This is a genomic window from Aphanizomenon sp. UHCC 0183, from assembly GCF_009712065.1.
GTDB classification, from domain to species: domain Bacteria; phylum Cyanobacteriota; class Cyanobacteriia; order Cyanobacteriales; family Nostocaceae; genus Dolichospermum; species Dolichospermum heterosporum.
The window spans coordinates 17,997-36,140 of sequence record NZ_VILC01000016.1; the positions used below are offsets into that span (position 1 = coordinate 17,997).

At 39.3% G+C, this 18,144-nt stretch carries 22 protein-coding genes; 5 read left to right on the forward strand and 17 right to left on the reverse strand.

Annotated elements, in window-relative coordinates; translation table 11 throughout:
• Positions 1-76: 76 nt before the first annotated feature.
• Positions 77-952, forward strand: coding sequence for an indole-3-glycerol phosphate synthase TrpC (locus FJR37_RS07685; RefSeq protein WP_168465709.1), 876 nt, complete (start codon positions 77-79; stop codon positions 950-952).
• A gap of 21 nt (positions 953-973) precedes the next feature.
• On the opposite strand, the gene rfbB is transcribed toward FJR37_RS07685, so the two are convergent.
• The 7 genes from rfbB to FJR37_RS07720 all read right to left on the reverse strand — a co-directional run bounded on the left by rfbB (position 974) and on the right by FJR37_RS07720 (position 6,327).
• Positions 974-1,996 (reverse strand): dTDP-glucose 4,6-dehydratase, encoded by a 1,023-nt coding sequence (rfbB, locus tag FJR37_RS07690; RefSeq protein ID WP_168465710.1) that lies wholly within the window; start codon positions 1,994-1,996, stop codon positions 974-976.
• 8 nt (positions 1,997-2,004) lie between these two features.
• The gene (locus tag FJR37_RS07695; protein ID WP_168465732.1) at positions 2,005-3,012 is read right to left on the reverse strand and encodes a glycosyltransferase; all 1,008 of its coding nucleotides are present in this window, start codon (positions 3,010-3,012) and stop codon (positions 2,005-2,007) included.
• Between the two features lie 156 nt (positions 3,013-3,168).
• Positions 3,169-3,807, reverse strand: coding sequence for a DUF6391 domain-containing protein (locus tag FJR37_RS07700; RefSeq protein WP_168465711.1), 639 nt, complete (start codon positions 3,805-3,807; stop codon positions 3,169-3,171).
• Between the two features lie 110 nt (positions 3,808-3,917).
• A complete protein-coding gene (locus FJR37_RS07705) occupies positions 3,918-4,436 on the reverse strand; it encodes an FKBP-type peptidyl-prolyl cis-trans isomerase (protein ID WP_081424364.1) in 519 nt (172 codons plus the stop codon).
• Positions 4,437-4,514: 78 nt separating this feature from the next.
• Positions 4,515-4,838: a phasin family protein gene (locus tag FJR37_RS07710; protein WP_027403831.1), complete on the reverse strand. Its 324-nt coding sequence runs from the start codon at positions 4,836-4,838 to the stop codon at positions 4,515-4,517.
• 209 nt (positions 4,839-5,047) lie between these two features.
• A complete protein-coding gene (locus FJR37_RS07715; RefSeq protein ID WP_027403832.1) occupies positions 5,048-5,602 on the reverse strand; it encodes a methylmalonic aciduria and homocystinuria type D protein in 555 nt (184 codons plus the stop codon).
• 107 nt (positions 5,603-5,709) lie between these two features.
• Positions 5,710-6,327, reverse strand: a complete 618-nt coding sequence (locus FJR37_RS07720) for a transposase (protein ID WP_168465712.1) — start codon at positions 6,325-6,327, stop codon at positions 5,710-5,712.
• 94 nt (positions 6,328-6,421) lie between these two features.
• Here FJR37_RS07720 and FJR37_RS26400 point away from each other — a divergent pair, with 94 nt between their 5' ends.
• Complete coding sequence (locus tag FJR37_RS26400) at positions 6,422-6,571, forward strand: hypothetical protein (RefSeq protein ID WP_217355212.1); 150 nt, start codon at positions 6,422-6,424, stop codon at positions 6,569-6,571.
• Here the strand turns inward: FJR37_RS26400 and FJR37_RS07725 are convergent.
• The 5 genes from FJR37_RS07725 to FJR37_RS07745 form a co-directional block, all read right to left on the reverse strand.
• On the reverse strand, positions 6,568-7,929 hold the full coding sequence (locus FJR37_RS07725) for an OB-fold nucleic acid binding domain-containing protein (protein WP_039199872.1): 1,362 nt from the start codon (positions 7,927-7,929) through the stop codon (positions 6,568-6,570). The two genes, FJR37_RS26400 and FJR37_RS07725, sit on opposite strands and share 4 nt — an antisense overlap.
• 35 nt (positions 7,930-7,964) lie before the next feature.
• Positions 7,965-8,129 (reverse strand): hypothetical protein, encoded by a 165-nt coding sequence (locus FJR37_RS07730; RefSeq protein ID WP_168465713.1) that lies wholly within the window; start codon positions 8,127-8,129, stop codon positions 7,965-7,967.
• Between the two features lie 10 nt (positions 8,130-8,139).
• Complete coding sequence (locus FJR37_RS07735; protein WP_039199870.1) at positions 8,140-9,819, reverse strand: AIPR family protein; 1,680 nt, start codon at positions 9,817-9,819, stop codon at positions 8,140-8,142.
• A gap of 89 nt (positions 9,820-9,908) precedes the next feature.
• Positions 9,909-10,121 carry a type II toxin-antitoxin system HicA family toxin gene (locus FJR37_RS07740; protein WP_039199868.1) on the reverse strand — a complete coding sequence of 71 codons (213 nt, stop codon included), beginning with the start codon at positions 10,119-10,121 and terminating at the stop codon, positions 9,909-9,911.
• Positions 10,118-10,363: a type II toxin-antitoxin system HicB family antitoxin gene (locus tag FJR37_RS07745; RefSeq protein WP_015078469.1), complete on the reverse strand. Its 246-nt coding sequence runs from the start codon at positions 10,361-10,363 to the stop codon at positions 10,118-10,120. The genes FJR37_RS07740 and FJR37_RS07745 overlap by 4 nt, the downstream gene beginning before the upstream one ends.
• Before the next feature lie 244 nt (positions 10,364-10,607).
• Between FJR37_RS07745 and FJR37_RS07750 the strand changes: the two genes are divergently transcribed.
• Both FJR37_RS07750 and FJR37_RS07755 read left to right on the forward strand, forming a co-directional pair.
• The gene (locus tag FJR37_RS07750; protein WP_053539279.1) at positions 10,608-10,835 is read left to right on the forward strand and encodes an addiction module protein; all 228 of its coding nucleotides are present in this window, start codon (positions 10,608-10,610) and stop codon (positions 10,833-10,835) included.
• Positions 10,832-11,131, forward strand: a complete 300-nt coding sequence (locus FJR37_RS07755; RefSeq protein ID WP_053539280.1) for a type II toxin-antitoxin system RelE/ParE family toxin — start codon at positions 10,832-10,834, stop codon at positions 11,129-11,131. The genes FJR37_RS07750 and FJR37_RS07755 overlap by 4 nt, the downstream gene beginning before the upstream one ends.
• A 25-nt stretch (positions 11,132-11,156) precedes the next feature.
• Here the strand turns inward: FJR37_RS07755 and FJR37_RS07760 are convergent, their stop codons facing one another.
• Both FJR37_RS07760 and FJR37_RS07765 read right to left on the reverse strand, forming a co-directional pair.
• The gene (locus tag FJR37_RS07760) at positions 11,157-11,492 is read right to left on the reverse strand and encodes a XisI protein (protein WP_168465714.1); all 336 of its coding nucleotides are present in this window, start codon (positions 11,490-11,492) and stop codon (positions 11,157-11,159) included.
• Positions 11,480-11,896, reverse strand: coding sequence for a XisH family protein (locus FJR37_RS07765; RefSeq protein ID WP_168465715.1), 417 nt, complete (start codon positions 11,894-11,896; stop codon positions 11,480-11,482). The genes FJR37_RS07760 and FJR37_RS07765 overlap by 13 nt, the downstream gene beginning before the upstream one ends.
• 208 nt (positions 11,897-12,104) lie before the next feature.
• Between FJR37_RS07765 and gatA the strand changes: the two genes are divergently transcribed.
• Positions 12,105-13,565: an Asp-tRNA(Asn)/Glu-tRNA(Gln) amidotransferase subunit GatA gene (gene gatA / locus FJR37_RS07770; protein WP_168465716.1), complete on the forward strand. Its 1,461-nt coding sequence runs from the start codon at positions 12,105-12,107 to the stop codon at positions 13,563-13,565.
• A gap of 273 nt (positions 13,566-13,838) precedes the next feature.
• On the opposite strand, the gene FJR37_RS07775 is transcribed toward gatA, so the two are convergent.
• The 3 genes from FJR37_RS07775 to FJR37_RS07785 are packed head-to-tail and all read right to left on the reverse strand — an operon-like array spanning position 13,839 to position 17,528.
• Positions 13,839-15,059, reverse strand: a complete 1,221-nt coding sequence (locus FJR37_RS07775; protein ID WP_168465717.1) for a M20 family metallopeptidase — start codon at positions 15,057-15,059, stop codon at positions 13,839-13,841.
• Positions 15,060-15,119: 60 nt separating this feature from the next.
• The gene (gene bioD / locus FJR37_RS07780) at positions 15,120-15,797 is read right to left on the reverse strand and encodes a dethiobiotin synthase (protein WP_168465718.1); all 678 of its coding nucleotides are present in this window, start codon (positions 15,795-15,797) and stop codon (positions 15,120-15,122) included.
• 54 nt (positions 15,798-15,851) lie between these two features.
• A complete protein-coding gene (locus tag FJR37_RS07785) occupies positions 15,852-17,528 on the reverse strand; it encodes a serine/threonine-protein kinase (protein ID WP_053539285.1) in 1,677 nt (558 codons plus the stop codon).
• Positions 17,529-18,144: the final 616 nt, after the last annotated feature.

Here is an 18,144-nt window from a genome sequence, read left to right on the forward strand (position 1 = left end):
TGTGAAAATTCTTTCTGGAAAATAAAAAGGTAAGGTGAAGATTTATCAAAAAAAATATGATTATTATGCAGAATTCATGAGCTACCCAACCACAATTTATAATCATCAAATGCAAACAATTATTCAAGAAATTGTGTGGCAGAAAAAACTAGAAGTTGCACAAATGCAACAAGATATGTCCTGGGCTTCCTTGCAACGTCAATTAAGTGCTGCTCCTACTGTGCGGGACTTTTTTACGGCTTTGCAATTGAGTATTTATAAACCTAGTTTAATTGCAGAAGTGAAAAAAGCATCACTTTATCATAGTGTAATTAGACCAGATTTTGATCCAGTTACTATTGCTCAAGCCTATAAACGAGGAGGAGCATCTTGTGTATCTGTTGTCACTGATCAAAAGTTTTTTCATGGTGGTTTTGATCATCTCCGTGCTATCAGATATCGGGTAGGAATACCTCTACTTTGCAAAGATTTTATCATTGATCCTTGCCAAATTTATTTAGCCCGTTCGGCTGGTGCAGATGCAATATCATTAATTGCTGCTATTCTTACAGATAAGCAATTACAAAACTTTTTACGAGTGATTCATTACTTAGGTATGAATGCTGTCATCCAAGTTCATAACTTAAATGATTTGGATAGAGTTCTGGCGTTAGAAGATGTGAGGATAGTTTCCATTAATAACCAGAGTTTAGGTGATTTTAGCATTAATATTAACACCACTCAGGAATTATTGGCAGCTAGGCGATCGCAACTTCAAAAACTGGGAATTTTAGTCCTTAGTGAATCAGGTATAGAAACCCCCGATGATTTATCGTTTGTGGCTGAATGTGGTGTACAAACAGTGATCATCGGAGAATCTTTGCTCAAAGAAAATGATTTGGAACTAGCTGTCAGAAATTTCCTGCAATCGAAATTCCCCATTCATTATTCAGAGGAATTAAAGATTAGGTAATAATTGATAATTACGGATTAATCATAGTAAGGGTTTCCACCAATCACTATGGCTGAGATACCATTCTACGGTTAAACGTAAACCTTCTGTAATTGTTACAGATGGAGTCCAGCCAAATTCTGTTTTTAGCTTATTGGCATTAATAGCATATCTTCGATCATGTCCAGGTCTATCCTTCACAAAAGTAATTAATTTTTCCGCTGGATATACTGGTAAATCTGGGGCTAATTCATTCATGATTGCACATAAATTTTGTACCAGACTGATATTTTCAACTTCGTTATTGCCACCAATGTTGTAATTTTCTCCTGGTTTTCCTTGATGGATTACCACATCTAACGCCCGACAGTGATCAACTACATACAACCAATCGCGGACATTTTTGCCATCACCATAAACAGGTAATTCTTTACCAGTTAGAATGTTAATACACATCAAAGGAATTAGCTTTTCAGGAAATTGAAAAGCACCATAATTATTAGAGCAATTAGTGATAATTGTCGGTAATTTATAAGTATGATAATAAGCCCGAACTAGATGATCACTTCCAGCTTTGGAAGCGGAATAAGGACTATTGGGACTATAGGCTGTAGTTTCTGAGAATGCCGGTTCATCTGAGGTGAGACTACCATAAACTTCATCGGTAGAAACGTGAAGAAATAGGTAATTACTAGGTTGGTTTTTTGCTTGCCAATATTGACGGAAAGCTTCTAATAAAGTAAAAGTTCCCACTACGTTAGTTTGGACAAATGCAGCGGGTCCGGTGATGGAACGATCAACATGAGATTCGGCGGCAAAATGAGCTATAGTATCTATATTTTCGTCTAAAAGTAGTTTATCAACTAAAGAGCGATCGCTTATGTCTCCTTGCACAAATCGGAAATTCTCTTTGGCTTCAACAGAGGCTAAATTATGGCGATTTCCAGCGTAGGTAAGAGCATCCAGTACCACGATTCTATCATTTGGATAAGCCTGACACCAATGATGGACAAAGTTCGCGCCAATAAACCCAGCACCTCCAGTCACCAGTAATCGTCTATTCATGAGATTCCCTAATTACCCTGTAAATATTTCTTCTTGATTTTAGCAAAGATTTTCTGTGTAAACAATTGCGCTAACCGGATTTTTGTAAAATTGGGAATTTTAGTTGAATAGTTATGTTTATGATCGAAGAAGTTATTGATTTCTGCCAAAATTACTCTTAAACGGTGAATGATATGCTCTGTTCTGTATTCTGCTAACACCATTTCTGATAAAGTCAATGTTGATGATGCTTCTAAAATTTGCAAAATCTTGGCAACGTCATATTCTAAAGCATAACCAGCAATTTTATAGGAATTAAATCCCGGATCTAAATAATCAGATAATCCCCCATTGACACTAGAAAAGACTTGACAACCACAAGCTAATGCTTCCATTGGTTGTAAGCCAAATCCTTCGCTAACTCCTTGTAATTTCCAATATTCTGCCGAATCATAAAGATAAACTTTAGCACGATTAAATAAAGCTGGTAAATTTTCTACATAACTATCAATAATCAATACTTTACATTTTTTTTCTAAAGCCGGAATTAAGGTTTTAATTAAATATTCTGAAGATTTCCGGGTTTGCACTAAAACATCAATATCTCGATGTTGATGTAAATTAGTAAATTCATCACTAATTTGATTGGGTAAATAATAAATTAGAGAGTTTGGGGCTTGTTGTCCCCAATAACCCAAAGTATTTCTACTCACTGTAATTATGGGAATACTAGCTGGTAAATTAATTTTATAACCTGCACTATGAGCGTGATAAATTACATGATATTTTTGCAATTTAGCCGCTAATTTACCAACATTGAATCCCCAGCTAATTACAAAAATTATGTTATCTAAATCTAAGTTCTTTTCTTTTAATAAATCATCTAAAAATAATTTATCTGATTCTCGCTGCCGATAGGTAACTACTTCAGCATCACAAATCTGTTGAGCTAAAGCAACTGTTTTCAATTCTGCCCAAAGACCTCCACAAGCAAATTTACCATTTGTTCCTGGTACTAAAAAGTAAAGTTTTCTCATCATCCTAAATATCTAATTTTGAAGTTTATAAATAATGGTGTGGGTTGTGAATAAATTAGGGCGCAGGTGGTTAATGAATCAGGGCGCAGGTGGTGAATAAATTAGGGCGCAGGTGGTGAATAAATTAGGGCGCAGGCCCTGCGCCCCTACGGATTCCTAATTTTCCCAATATACTTTGATAAAATGACTTTCTTTACCCCAAAAATCACGGGTGATGGTAATATTTTCAATAGCTAAATTAAAGGGGATAGAGGTGGTAAGATAACGCTGGGTGAGCATTCCTAAATCTGGTGCAATTTCCGCTGCGGCTGTGGCGGCTAAACCAAAACCGATTAGTTGTTCAATTGGTCGAAATGGTAGTAAAAAAGGAATTGTTACTGCTAGTCCTGCTGTTAATAACATGGCTACAGATACATTTGTGCCACAGCGGGGATGTACGGCTAAATCCCATTCTCCAGTAGTTAAACGATGTTTAGCTAATGTTACTGCACGGCGCAAATCATGAATATTCACATCACCATAGAGAAAAAATCCCTGTTCGGTAGACAAACCACCTAATAATTCATCATCTAATTGTATATTGGTGGTTGTTCCTGATGATAAAGAGGAATATTTATTTTCCCCTAGTAACCAGACAGTGGCGTGTTCCAGTGCGTGAACTTGACGGAGCATGAGAATTTCTTTCAACCCAGGGATAAAAGATAACTGTTGCAGTAAATCAGCATCTTGTTTGGGGTGAGGTGCAAGAAAGTCAAAGTTAAAGGAATACGATTCGCCCGAATAAGAAGTATTCATCTTTTTTCTTTTGAGAATTAATTTTCCTTGGTGATATTTTTTGACGATTGCAATAACTGAAAATTTCTGATTTTCCCAATAACCTCACCCCAATTCCCAATTCCCAATTACTATTTAACGCTGATTAGTTCTACGTCAAAAATCAAAGTAGAGTTGGGGGGAATAACGCCACCAGCACCACGCGCACCATAACCTAGTTCTGAGGGGATAATTAGTTGACGACGGCCACCTACTTTCATGGTGCTGAGTCCTTCGTCCCAACCTTTAATTACTTGTCCTGTGCCAATTTTAAAGCTAAAGGGTTTACCGCGATCGCGCGAACTATCAAATTTAGTCCCATTTTCTAATGTACCGACGTAGTGAACCTCAACGGTTTGTCCAGTTTGGGGAGTTGCGCCCGTTCCCTCTTGTAGTTCAATATATTTTAATCCAGAGGCGGTAGTAACAGCATTTGCTTCAGACATAGTATTGCTCTTTATTGGCGTATTGTTTTCTTGCGTGACAGTGGTGGTTGGTTGTGCTGGGGATGAATTACCGATCGCCGCATCTTTTTGACCGCTAATTTGGGTAAATACTAAAACGCCAACACATACCAGCATTAACACCACGCTGAGGAAAATTCCTTTCAAAATCAACCCTCTCTCTTTTAATTACCGATGATCAGATTACTGACAGAACACAAATTAGTTTAAATCAGAAATGATCTTTTAGCGCCATAGCTTATTTTCTAAATCCCGGACTTGACGCTCTAAACGGTCTATTCTCCCCCGTAATTCGTCTACTTCTGACTGACGGGCGACCCCCAAATCCTGCATCATGTTTCGCATTTGTCGCTGCATTTGCTCGTCCCAGTTGCCTTGTTCTGACTGTAACTGATGTACAAGATCATCCATGACTGCCTTTGCTTGCTCAGGATTGAGTTTACCGTCTTTTACCAGTTCATCACTCACTTCTTTGAGTTTGTCTGCAACTAAAGAAGTTGTGCCAATACCCAACATCATTAGCTGTTGCAACCAATTGTTACTATCCATACTGCCTTCCTCTGACTTGTTGCTAACTAAAAGCTTAGTAATTCTAGCCTACACATTTATTTTGTCAGTTGTCAGGAAGAAGGCAATAGGCAATAGGCAATAGGCAATAGGCAATAAATATTCTCCCTGCCCCCTACTCCCCTACTCCCCCTACTCCCCCTACTCCCCTACTCCCCTACTCCCCCAACTCCCCCAACCCCTCTGCCTCTTTACACCTGTATCCATCCGTGCATTGGTGCGATCGCTTTAGTGACTGACTCAATTATTTCTGGAGGTGCTTCTGAAAGCATGACACTAGGATAAACGGCGGTTCCCCATTGAGGATGGACAAGGACATGGCATTTATTTTGAATGGCGGGATATTTAAGTAAGGCTTGGGCTACTGCTGTATCATCATGGGGAACTAGGCCAGAATGAGATAGTAATGGATAACCTGTGCGGGGATCTATGAGGTCTGTTAAATATCCGCGATCGCGCAAATTAAATGCCACATCGCAACCAAAACGCATAAATTTTTCTCGCAGTTTCTCTTTTTCTTGTTCTGTTTCTATAGTCATTTCTTCTAAAGGATATTGTGATTGCTGCAAGACAACCACCACCCACAAAAACTGTTGCTGTTTCCAATCGGGTAATATCTGTTCGCAGTTGGCACAGATATATGGACTGGGAGTATGAATAGAAATCTCTACAGCTTGTCCTGTTTTGCCAACTAAATGAATCGGACAGCTAGGGTCAGAAATACAAACTTGGGGATAATACACCACATTAATTTGGTTTATGAAAGTTATTATTTTATCTTTGTTAAAAATAATAACTCTTAAATCTGCAAATAAATCATCAAATTTTGCAAATAGTTGAAATATGTTTTTTGTTAAAACTGCACATCTATCAGCATTTTCTGCCATTCTGAACTATTGTGGGGATTTTCTGCATCATCCTCCCAGTTTTGAGGATTATTCCCAATATATTCTTTAATATTACTTAAATGTGTTTCGTCCCTAATTATAGATTCATAATAATTACGTTGCGAAAAAGGCAGATCAGAATGATAACGAATTAAATTAACGCGCCGAGTCACAGAGGATTTAAACCCATTAATAAAAGAACCGAGCGAACCAGACTGTAGGGGCTTACGGCGTAAGCCCTCTTGGTTTAACTCCTTATTGCGTAAATCCTCATGGTTTAATTCCTCAATGCGATCGCACCTTCCCTGATCTTGATCCTGAATCCAAACAATTCCATGTAAATGATTAGGCATTAAAACCCATTCATCCAATTCAATCTCTTGCCGAATTGCTGATGATTTTAACCATTCTTGAACAACTATTTGGCCAATTTGATTTAGCTGTATTTCCCCCCGTTTAATATCACCAAACCAACATTGTTTTTTATAAGTACATATTGTGACAAAATAAGCACCAGCTTGACCATAATTGTAATTAGGAAGCCGAATTGAACGACGGTGATGTTTTTCGGGATCGAACTTCATATAACCAAATCAATAATTGTTAATCTCGTAGGGGCTTACGGTGTAAGCCCTCTTAATTTAAGATCATATACATCATATATGAGAAGGGCGCAACATGGAAGGGCGCAATATGGAAGGGCGCAATATGGAAGGGCGCAATATGGAAGGGCGCAATATGGAAGGGCGCAATATGGAAGGGCGCAATATGGAAGGGCGCAATATGGAAGGGCGCAGGCCCTGCGCCCCTACGGGTATTATGGTTTAGCCGCTGGTTAGTTGTTTAATATGAGCCGGGAATCTGCCATTTTGTAATGCTTGGACTGCTGTTCCCGAATCTTGTACCCAAAACTGTCTTCCAAAGCGGACAATTTCTCGGTGATCTCCAGCTTGAACAACACCAATGACAGGTATTCTTGATTTATCTTTATCCCCTGCTTGTGCTTTGAGAATTGTATTCAAACGATGTTGTTCTTCAATTGTTCCTGCTTGTTGTGGACTCAGTTCCACTAAAATCATTTTTACAGTTTCAACAGTTTCTGCGTCTTCAAGAATAAATTGCACTTGATCATCACGGCGATCTATCTTACCCCAAATAATCAATCTGGCATCAACTTCGAGGAGAGAACTAATGCGTTCATATGTTTTAGGAAAAACCACCGCTTCCGAAGCAGCAGATAAATCTTCAACTTGCAGAATTGCCATAGAATCACCTTTTTTGGTGACAACCTTTTTGACATTATTCAACATTACTACTGCACAAAGAATAGCATCATCTTTTTGTTCTCCCAATTGTGCTAAGTTAATAGGTGCAAGGACTGAGGATGATTGTCTGATAGATTTAAGAGGATGATCTGAGAGATAAAATCCTAATAATTCTTTTTCCATTCTCAATTTTTCTTGAGGTGGTAAATCATTGACAGGAGGAGCTTTTGGTGCAGATTCATAGGCATTTTTTTGAGGTTGATGATTATTTCCTGCCAATCCCCCTCCTAATAAATCAAATATATTACCCTGTCCACTAGCTTTGTCTCTAGCGCGGGATTGCGCCCACTCATAAACTAATTCTAAATCATGAATTAATTGGTTGCGATTAGCTTGAATTTTGTCAAAAGCACCGCAGTTAATGAGTGATTCTAAAGTGCGGCGGTTCATAGCACGTAAATCCACGCGATCGCAAAAATCCGCCAAAGATTTAAATGGGACTAATTCTCCTGATTCTTCCCTGGCTTCTAAAATTGAGGCGATCGCATTTTGTCCCACATTCCGCACCGCCGAAAATCCAAATAAAATTTTCCCATCCACCGGCGTAAAATCCAAACCAGAGCGATTCACATCCGGTGCATCAATCACAATCCCCATATTAGAGCAATTATCAAGATACTTCCGCACCTTGTCTGTATCCCCACTGTTAGCGGTTAGCAACGCCGCCATATATTCCAATGGGTAATTTGCCTTTAAATATGAAGTTTGATAAGTTACATAAGCGTAAGCTGTAGAGTGAGATTTATTAAAACAATTGGAAGCAACAAAACCATTTTTAATCACAAAATTATGGTCACTTTCCACACCAATATCATAAACATTGGCTTGACCGACATAAGTACGAGAAATTATTTTAACCATATCACTTAGCTTTGCCAAATTTGTTTATTTACATCTTAATAGCCATTATCAGCCACACAGATACCTTTACATTTAATACCATTTGTAGCAGTGCGTAGACAATGGTGACAGAGAACCTCTTCCTTCTCTGTTTCTTGATTCATCTCTATATTAGTCCTTACCTGGAGCTTATCTTTTTCGGTCTGGAGTTTGTCATTCATAAGAATAGATTTAATGAATTTCCATCTGCTGAAGTTTCTCTATTAAATCACCACGTCGGAAAGTAGCAGAAAGTTGTTGTAAAGAAATTTCCTGGTTTCCGTAAAGTGCTTGAAGCGCCTCTTGAACATCTCGCACTGAATCATTAAAATAATTCTCCCCATTTTGATTAATCAACTGATTTGCATCCTCAAAATTACGGTGGTTAATTTCCTCCATTTGCAGATTCATTTTTCTGAGAAGTATTTTCCCCATTTGCATGGCAATAAAGCACGAAGCATAACGGACACAAGCAGGATCATTAGGATGCGGGCGTTTACGTCGGTTTTCGGCAATTCTATACAACTGTACAGCTATGACGACTTGTGCGCCATTAAGCTGCTCAGTAAAAATTACATTATACAGTTTACCAAAATGCTCACGAGTGAAAAACTTAGCTTGATGAGGCTTTTGTCGCCAAACCGCCAGTATCGCCTCAGCCGCTACACCTGAAGTAATATCTGTGGATTTAGTGCCTGTATCAGAGCGTTTGCGGCGATAGTTAAATCCCAACTGTTGGATATCCATTTCCAGCCGCCGCTGTAGATTATCATTAGCTCGCAGGTCACGCAGATCCACAGGGTTCTGACTATTAGTAGCATAAGTAATTTTTTGCACTAAATCATCATTATCATTAGGTAATTGATAAAGCCGAACTAAAACATAAGCTTGGGTATTTTGTTGGCAGAAATTTGGGTCTTGAAGAGTTTTAAAAATGGTCATACAAGTTTGACCACCATTAATAATTTGCAGGTTCTCAACTCGTACCTGATAATCACCATTTTGCAGCGCGTTATAGGAAAAACTGTCGCAAGTTAAAGTGATGCCATTATTATAAAAATAAAAATTGTTTTTTTCATCGCTATTTAAAGTATCTCGAATACCCTCGTTGACCCGGTTGCCTTGCAACCCTAAATAACGGCGGATATTGCGTTCTAACAAGCGTTCTCCGTGTCGCTCAATCAAAGCCGCAATTTCAGTTATGGAAATTCTGCCCACCAGCACCCGACTAAAATTCATATCTTCAACTACAGCTTTGCCACTTAGTTGTAAAGTATCTTTAACTGGTTTAGAAGCTTGCAGAATTTTGATGAGATGTTCATGATTAATGTGTTCCCATGTCACCTGATCACCGAATCCAGATCGATCAATTGCTTCTTGAGAAGAGTCATTCCATTTTATGCCATTGTTACAAACTAATGCCCGCACCTGGGGAATATATCCATCCCGAATTAAACTCCGGGCTTCTTCTACTTTTGCAAGTAAGCGTTGATTAATATGCTCTAATTTTGCAGTGGGATCAAACAAAAATCGAATCGCATTAATGAGAGCCGTGATGCCATTTTCAGGAAAATTAGTCTTACCTTCTAGATTATTTACATACTTTACCTGAAATAAACTAACTGTAAACTCACCATCATATTCTTCAGAAATGTGCATGGCATCCACACCAAAATCTCCACCACCTTCGGTCAAACAATCAAAGGTATTAGAGTCTTCTAAATCTAGAATTGTTTGCACACAAAAATATACAAATGCCAAAGATTTAAGTTTGCCAGCATCATTAATATTTAATTCTTCCGCAGCCCGTTGTCGAATAGCATCGGTCACTGATTGCAAACGTTGATCAATAATAGAGGCATTAATATTCATGATTTTATTTCACGCAGAGGCGCAGAGAGTAAGAGTTTGAGAGATGGAACTTTCGACTTTCATACCCCAATTCAGCAACGCCTAATTTGTTATACTTCTTCAAAGTCAGACCACTCAATTCCTAGTTGTTTTATGGCTGCGCGTAAAGTTCCTAGTTTTAAATCGCGGCCACTCCAATCAGGAATTACAGTTGCTTGCTGAGTAATTGGATTAAACCACTTTCTATGTGAACCTCCACCACGTCTGGGGATTTCTTCACATCCAAGTTTAGATAATTTCTTAGCAACTTCTCTATAGTTCATCTGATGGAGATAATTGTTTCTATTAAAGCTGGTGAGTTTTGGTCTACAGATTGTAGGTTAAGGGGAAGTTCTTTACCTAAATCTTGATATGTTTCCAGAACTGCTTCAAAGGCATCTCTAACATTGGCTAAAACCTCATCCATAGAGTCCCCCTCGGTTATCAATTCTGGCAATAGTGGAGAAGTTACGGTGAACCCTCCTTCTGGTTGAGGTGTAAGCAGTAGTGGAATTTTGTAGAACATAATTGTGATTGTATAGTTGAGTCTATTCTATTTTAGATGTTTAGCTAAAAAACCACTAACAGATTTACCTGTGAACATAGAATATATACCTGCTATAATCAGTATCAGACCAAGGATGAAAACACCATGAGATAGACTCTACTCTGTTTACTAAGTGCTGAAACTAATATAATACATCTTCCAACACCATTCAAATGTACCAATGTTATAAAATAGATAAAAGCTCAACCCTAACTTTCCAATCATGAGTCTCCATCCTCTCTTAAAATTTGACATTTCTGAACTCAGCATTGCAGAACGTATCCAACTTGCTGAAGATTTATGGGACAGCATCTTAGAACAGCAAGAGGAATTACCCTTGAGTCCAGCACAACAACAAGAATTAGATCGACGGTTAGAAAATTACAAAAAAAACCCTACAAATGGTTCTAGTTGGGAAGAAGTTAAAAAACGGTTAGGATTCTCCCAATGAACTATAACCTAATTATTCAGCCAGAAGCAGAATACGATATCCAAAATGCTTTTGAGTGGTACGAATCTCAAAATCCAGGTTTAGGTTCAGAATTTGTTCGTGCTGTTGATGCTTGTTTGTCTGGAATTGGAAGACAACCTCTTGCTTACCAAGTTACCTACAAACAGGTAAGAAGAGTATTAATTCGCCGATTTCCTTATATAATTCTCTACGTTTTTGACCAAGATACTGTTTTTGTATTTGCTTGCTTCCATGCAAAACGCAATCCAAAACAGTGGTTAGATAGAATTGAATAAAACTTCTTTTCCTTGCCAAAGCCAATTAAATAATAGCATATCCCGTATGTTGCCTAACATTTTGCGGATGAAACCCTAAAACAATTTTATCTTTAGGAATTCCCGCAGCTTCTAATTCATAGGTAACACCATCTTCTGTATCATCTCTTTGTACCCAGACTTTACTATCAATAATGTCAAGATGAACTAAGCAACCGTGAATTCTTTTCACACCGTCCCAACCAATAGTTATTAATAAATAACTATCATTTTCACTATCAAAAACTGTTTTACATTCAATCACTCCATAGGAGTAAGGAATTTGTGTATAAGGTATTAACACTTCTTTTATAATCCGGCGATAATTATCTAAGGTATCCATTGGGTAATCCTCTCAGTATCAGAATTGAAAACAAGTAAGTTCAGATTTTCGCTTTCTCTTAAAAGTTTACCAATTGGTTCTTCAAATAAATCTGTGAATACAGTGTCACGGACTCCTAAATATAATATTCTATCAGGTTCTAGACGACTCATAACAGCACGATACAAAACAAATCCACCAATAGCATCTTTAAGATCAGCCATTTCCGAAGGACTGACAAAACTTTTAATTTCTACGGCAATTTTTTTAGTTCCTTGTTCTGCCGCTAAAAGTTGTTTTGCTCCTAAATCTACATACATATCTTTTTGACCCCATTTTAAATGTAGAGGGTCATTTGTAATTATCCAGCCTTCTTGAATTAAGGCATTTTTAACAGCATTGTGATAGATGTCCTTTGCCGGCATATTAAAATTGGCTTTTCCCAATGAACGTATAAACTGATTATCCAACCATAACTAATATTTTTAGTATAACTAAACTCTTAAAACTCTCTTTGCGCCTCTGCGCCTCTGCGTGAGACAAAAAATCTCCTGTAACTTCAGACGCAAATTCCCCAATCCCCACACCTGGAAATGCTAAAATCAATGACTTGATTCCTTAAAGAGAACAATTATGGCATCCATCCGCGAGTTGCACGAACAGATAATCAGTAAAGAACGTTCTGCCGTTGAAATTACCCAAGAAGCATTAAATCGGATTCAAGAGTTAGAACCCAAACTGCACAGTTTCCTCACAGTCACGACAGAACAAGCCTTAAAACAAGCTCAAGCTGTAGATGCAAAAGTCGCTGCGGGAGAAGAAATTGGCATCTTAGCGGGGATTCCCATCGGCATTAAAGACAATTTGTGTACCAAGGGGATTGTCACCACCTGTGCTTCCCGGATTTTGGAAAATTTTATCCCACCTTACGAATCCACCGTCACCCAAAAACTAGCTGATGCTGGGGGTGTGATGGTAGGTAAAACCAACTTAGATGAATTCGCAATGGGGAGTTCTACAGAAAACTCCGCTTATCAAGTTACCGCTAATCCTTGGGATTTATCCCGTGTTCCTGGTGGTTCTTCTGGTGGTTCAGCAGCAGCCGTAGCAGCCGATGAATGCGTGGTTTCCCTGGGTTCGGATACAGGGGGTTCAATTCGGCAACCTGCTTCCTTCTGCGGTGTGGTGGGCATGAAACCGACTTATGGGTTAGTTTCCCGTTATGGTTTAGTGGCTTATGCTTCGTCTCTCGACCAAATCGGACCATTTGGACGCAGTGTAGAAGATACAGCAATATTGTTGAGTGCGATCGCTGGCTATGATCCGCAAGACTCTACCAGTCTCAAAATCAAAGTTCCTGACTATGCAGCTAGTTTAAAACCGGATCTCAAACTTCGGAAAAAACTTAGAATTGGTGTCATTACAGAAACCTTTGGTGAAGGGTTGGATTCAGAAGTACAAGCCGCTGTCACCAAAGCCATTGAACAACTTCAAGAACTAGGTGCGGAAATTCATCCGATTTCCTGTCCCAGTTTCCGCTATGGTTTACCAACTTACTACATTATCGCCCCCTCGGAAGCATCAGCTAACTTAGCGCGTTACGATGGCGTTAAATATGGTTTGCGTTCCCCTGATGCAGACAATCTTTTATCAATGTATACCCGAACTCGTTCTCAGGGATTTGGGGCGGAAGTCAAACGCCGGATTATGATTGGTACTTATGCCCTTTCCGCTGGTTATTATGATGCTTACTATTTGAAAGCCCAAAAAGTCCGCACTCTCATTAAAAAAGATTTTGAAAAAGCTTTTCAATCAGTAGATGTGTTAATTTCTCCAACTGCACCAACTACCGCATTTCGAGCCGGAGAAAAAACTACCGATCCTTTGAGTATGTATTTAAATGATTTAATGACTATTCCTGCTAATTTAGCTGGTTTACCAGGAATCAGTTTACCTTGCGGTTTTGATAGTAAAGGTCTACCAATTGGACTACAAATAGTTGGTAAAGTGTTAGGAGAAGAGCAACTTTTCCAAGTAGCTTATGCCTATGAACAATCAACTAATTGGCATTTACAAAAACCCAAAATTGCTTAGAGGATGGTTGAAAAGTATCAGAATTAATCGAGATCCCCCCAACCCCCCTTACAAAGGGGGGCTAAATTCCTCAAAGTCCCCCTTTTTAAGGGGGATTTAGGGGGATCTAAAAATATTTGATACACCATGAGAGACCACCCTCTTAGTTTCTCACTCGCGGGGGTTTACGCCGTAAACCCCTACTACAGAGGTTTTACAATTATAGTGCATTGTAGCCCCCTCATCGCTTGCGGGGAGGGGGTTGGGGGTGGGGTTCTTGTACTTCATAATAAACTATTCAACAAAGAACTTTTCCAGACAGCGGACAAACATTTCCACACCCATTGGTAAAGCTGTTTCATCAAAATCAAATTGGGGATGATGATGGGGGTAATCTAATTTTTTCTCTGGATTTGCAGAACCAAGAAAAAAGTAACAACCGGGAACTTCTTGCAGAAAAAATGACATATCTTCCCCACCCATTGTTTGACATTCGGGAACGATACCAATAGGGGTTTCTACGACTTCTTCTGCTACTGAATGCACTAACGCTGCAATTCCCGTATCATTGATAACTGGTGGATAAAGATGAATATAATCTAAGTCATAACTTGCACCGTAACTTTGGCAAATTCCCGCAATAATTTGTTGAATGCGTTCTTTAAAAAAACCTGCCAAATCAGGATTAAAATATCTCACTGTTCCCCCCATTCTCGCGGTATCAGCAATCACATTAACTGCTGTGCCGGCGTGGAGTTCTCCCACTGTCACTACAGCCGAATCAATGGGGTTCACATTACGGGAAACTATTGTTTGTAAAGCATTGACTATTTGCGCTGCTACCACTACAGAATCCACTGTTTGATGAGGAATTGCCCCATGTCCACCTTTACCGAAAATGGTGCAACGGAACAATTCGACAGCAGCCATTAATGCCCCAGCCCGGACTCCTACAGTTCCCAATGGTAGATTGTTCCATAAGTGTAAACCGATAATGGCATCAACATCAGGGTTTTTAAGTACACCTGCTGCAATCATCGGTTTTGCTCCACCGGGACCTTCTTCTGCGGGTTGGAAGATAATTTTGACAGTGCCGCTAAAGTCTTTTCGGTGTTGATTGAGGTAATAGGCTGTACCGAGAGCGATCGCTGTATGTCCATCATGTCCACAAGCGTGCATGACTCCATCATGTTGAGAACAATAGGGAACTTGATTCTGTTCTTGAATAGGTAAAGCGTCCATATCCGCCCGAATTGCTAACACTTTGCCATTCCCAGGTTTTTCACCTTTAATAATAGCGACAATTCCCGTTTGAGCAATTCCGGCTTGATGGACAATTCCCCAATTTTGCAATTTTTGGGCAATAAATTCGGCGGTAATTTTTTCCTGAAAACCTAATTCTGGTTTTTGGTGGATCTGTCTTCTCCACTCCACTAATTGTGGTTGTAAAGCCCGAATTTCTAACCGGACATTTTTGAGATTTACTGTTGAAGCCAGAGGAAATGTAGAAACCATATTTATTAATTAATTAAAAATGAAAAAAACTCTTCCCCATTACCAATTACCAATTACCAATTACCTACAATATATTTCCCAGTCCAAAGCCGCAGCCACTTCGGCAAGTTTTTCCAAATCTCTAGGATTTTCTAGGTAGGGAACACAACCTAAAACGGGAATATTTGTTAATGATCGAATTAAATCTGGTGGCGTTAAATCAGCAATTTCTGACTCGGTGCGAGGTTGGGTACAATTGAGAATAATCCCCCGCAGATTGATTTTAGTTTGCCTAGCTAATGCTACATTAGCCACAGCACTAGCGATCGCCCCCAATCTCACCGGCACAACCAAAATAGTTTTCAATCGCCATTCACCCGCCAAATCAGCCACAGTCAACTCATTGGTAACTGGTGAACCTAAACCCCCCAAAGATTCCACCAACACAAAATCACGCTGTTTTTGTAAAGATAACAAAGTTCGCCAAGCGATCGCCAAATCAACTTGACGATTTTCCTTCGCAGCCGCAATTGGAGGTGCTAAAGGCGCTTGAAAATACAAAGGTGTAATTTCCTCCGCTGACTGTTCCAAATTAAACAGACTTTGGTACAGTTCCCTATCACCCACCCCCGATTGAATTGGCTTCATCATCCCCAAACTGCGCTGAGGATAATATTTTTGCCAATAAGCCGCTAAAGCTGCCGTCACCACAGTTTTACCAGCATCCGTATCAGTTCCCGTAATCAATAAAGTATTCAACAACGTTTTCCGTTAAAAATGACAACTTAATTTGCTTCCTTTCCTAATTTAGCCCTAATTAGTCCCATTAAAACCTGGCGTTGGTGTTTCCGTTGGCGTTGGTGTTTCCGTCGGCGTTGGCGTTTCCGTTGGAGTTGGCGTTTCCGTCGGGGTTGGTGTTTCCGTCGGGGTTGGTGTTTCCGTTGGCGTTGGTGTTTCCGTTGGCGTTGGTGTTTCCGTCGGGGTTGGTGTTTCCGTTGGCGTTGGTGTTGGCGTTTCTAAAGCCACATTCAAACTATAATTAACCTCTGCCACACCCCCGGACAAACCTAATTGAATAATATATTTGCCATCATTCGCTAATATTCCCTCATAAGATGTAGATTGTTGATCTTGAGTATTCACGACTTCACCATCAGCAGTTAAAATCGTCAGAATAACACCACTGTTCTCATTTACAGATACAACTAACTTTTCCCCACTCTTACCTTGCAAACTATATTGAACTAATTCATTTTCCCGCAGTGTTCCCTCAACTCTCGCCATATTAGACCTGTCTAATTTCAGCCGTTGGCGATTAATCACAGGTTCGCTATTAATCGGTGTTGGAGTTGGTGTTAATGTCATCCCACTAGGAATAACTGGAGAAGGAAAAGATTGTGGAGTTGTAGTCGTTTCTCCCAATGGACGCGGCTTACCTTTCAGTGAAGTTACCAGAGTCCAAGAACCAAAACCTGCTAAAATAATCACAATACAGCCAATACCCCCCAACGCCCAACCATTATCCAAAATAGAGCTACTTTGCCCAGAATCTACTGAAGGTTGCGGCTTTTCAGATGCTTTCGATATAGGTTCAGGACGGTGACCAATAGCAATAGTTTGTAAAGAAGATAAATTAGCTGGAGGTTGACTACTATAGCCTATGTTCAGCAGTGCCTGAGTCACATCAGCCGCACTTTGATAGCGTTCCCCCGGTAGATAACTCAACATTCGCTGTAAAACCTGAGCAAATTCTGGTTTCACCGTTGCCCATTTTTGCCAATTCCAGGTTAGTTGCTGCTCATCAAATAAATCTGCGGGTTCTTTCCCAGTCAATAAAACTATAGAAGTCACAGCTAACGCATACAAATCACTACTAGGATATGCCCTGCCCGTCTGCATTTGTTCGCTAGGCGCATAACCTAACTTACCTACAGTTGTTACTGATGTAGCACTTGATGATTGTAATTTTGTGGCTAACTCCTTAACCACTCCAAAATCAATTAACACAGGCAGAAAATCATTTTCCCGTAAAATTATATTTTCTGGAGATATATCTCGATGAATAATTCCCTTTCCATGAATATAACTAAGAACAGGTAATAAAGTTCTTAATAAATGCAGTACATCGGCCTCATTAAAGGTTTTTCCCAGGTCTTGACGTTCTTTGAGCAAATTGCGGTAAGTCTTACCAGCCACAAAATCCTGTACCAAAAATAACTTTTCGTTTTGGGCAAATTTTTCTCGAAATTTGGGGATTTGCGAATGTTCAATTTGATACAATGTTGCAGCTTCTCGTTCAAATAACTCCTGTGCTTTTTGCCCATGGGATGTTTCTGTGATTGGGGCAATTAATTCTTTCAGAACACAAAGTTCATTAAAGCGTCTTTGGTCTTCTGCTAGATAGGTTCTACCAAATCCCCCCTGTCCAATAATGTGAATTATGTGGTAACGATTTTGTAGGATAGTACCAACTGTAATCGGTGATTGCATGATCTATTAATTGAATATAATAGCAACTGAGCTAGAACTTAGTAAAAGCATCATCCATCCACAACGTGACACAATATGTCTCAATTGTAGCTTCCGTAATTTTCCTCAGTCACCCCGCCTGCAAGGAAGTGTATACTGGAAATAAGTCTTGCATTATTCTATTCTTACGTTCTGCCTTAAGTCAGGATGTGTTCAATATGGTAGCGTTTTTATACAGGTTGATTACCTTTCCTGTCTATTGAGAAGATGATAACATCAAATATAATCAACTTATCACTGGGGGATAAATCCCCTCTTACAGCTTTCATCCCCGACTTACAAGACATTGATACCTAAAAATTTTGGGGATTTTTAGGGATAAATTCCGGGGTTTTGAGCCTATCTTCTTATAAATCAAGCGGTTTAGTTCACGGCAAATTTTTCCAGGTCTGGGGATTTATTAAAATTAATATTTAATCTTCAGTTAACTGGGTTATTAATTGGTAATAAGTATCATAAAATAATTGTTTGCACGTTTGGTGCTATTTAATCATAGGTGTTGTAACACCCCAGAGCTAACTGGAAGATCAATATTATTTGTTTACTCAATTTCGGCGAAATTTGCTCAATCTCTGAT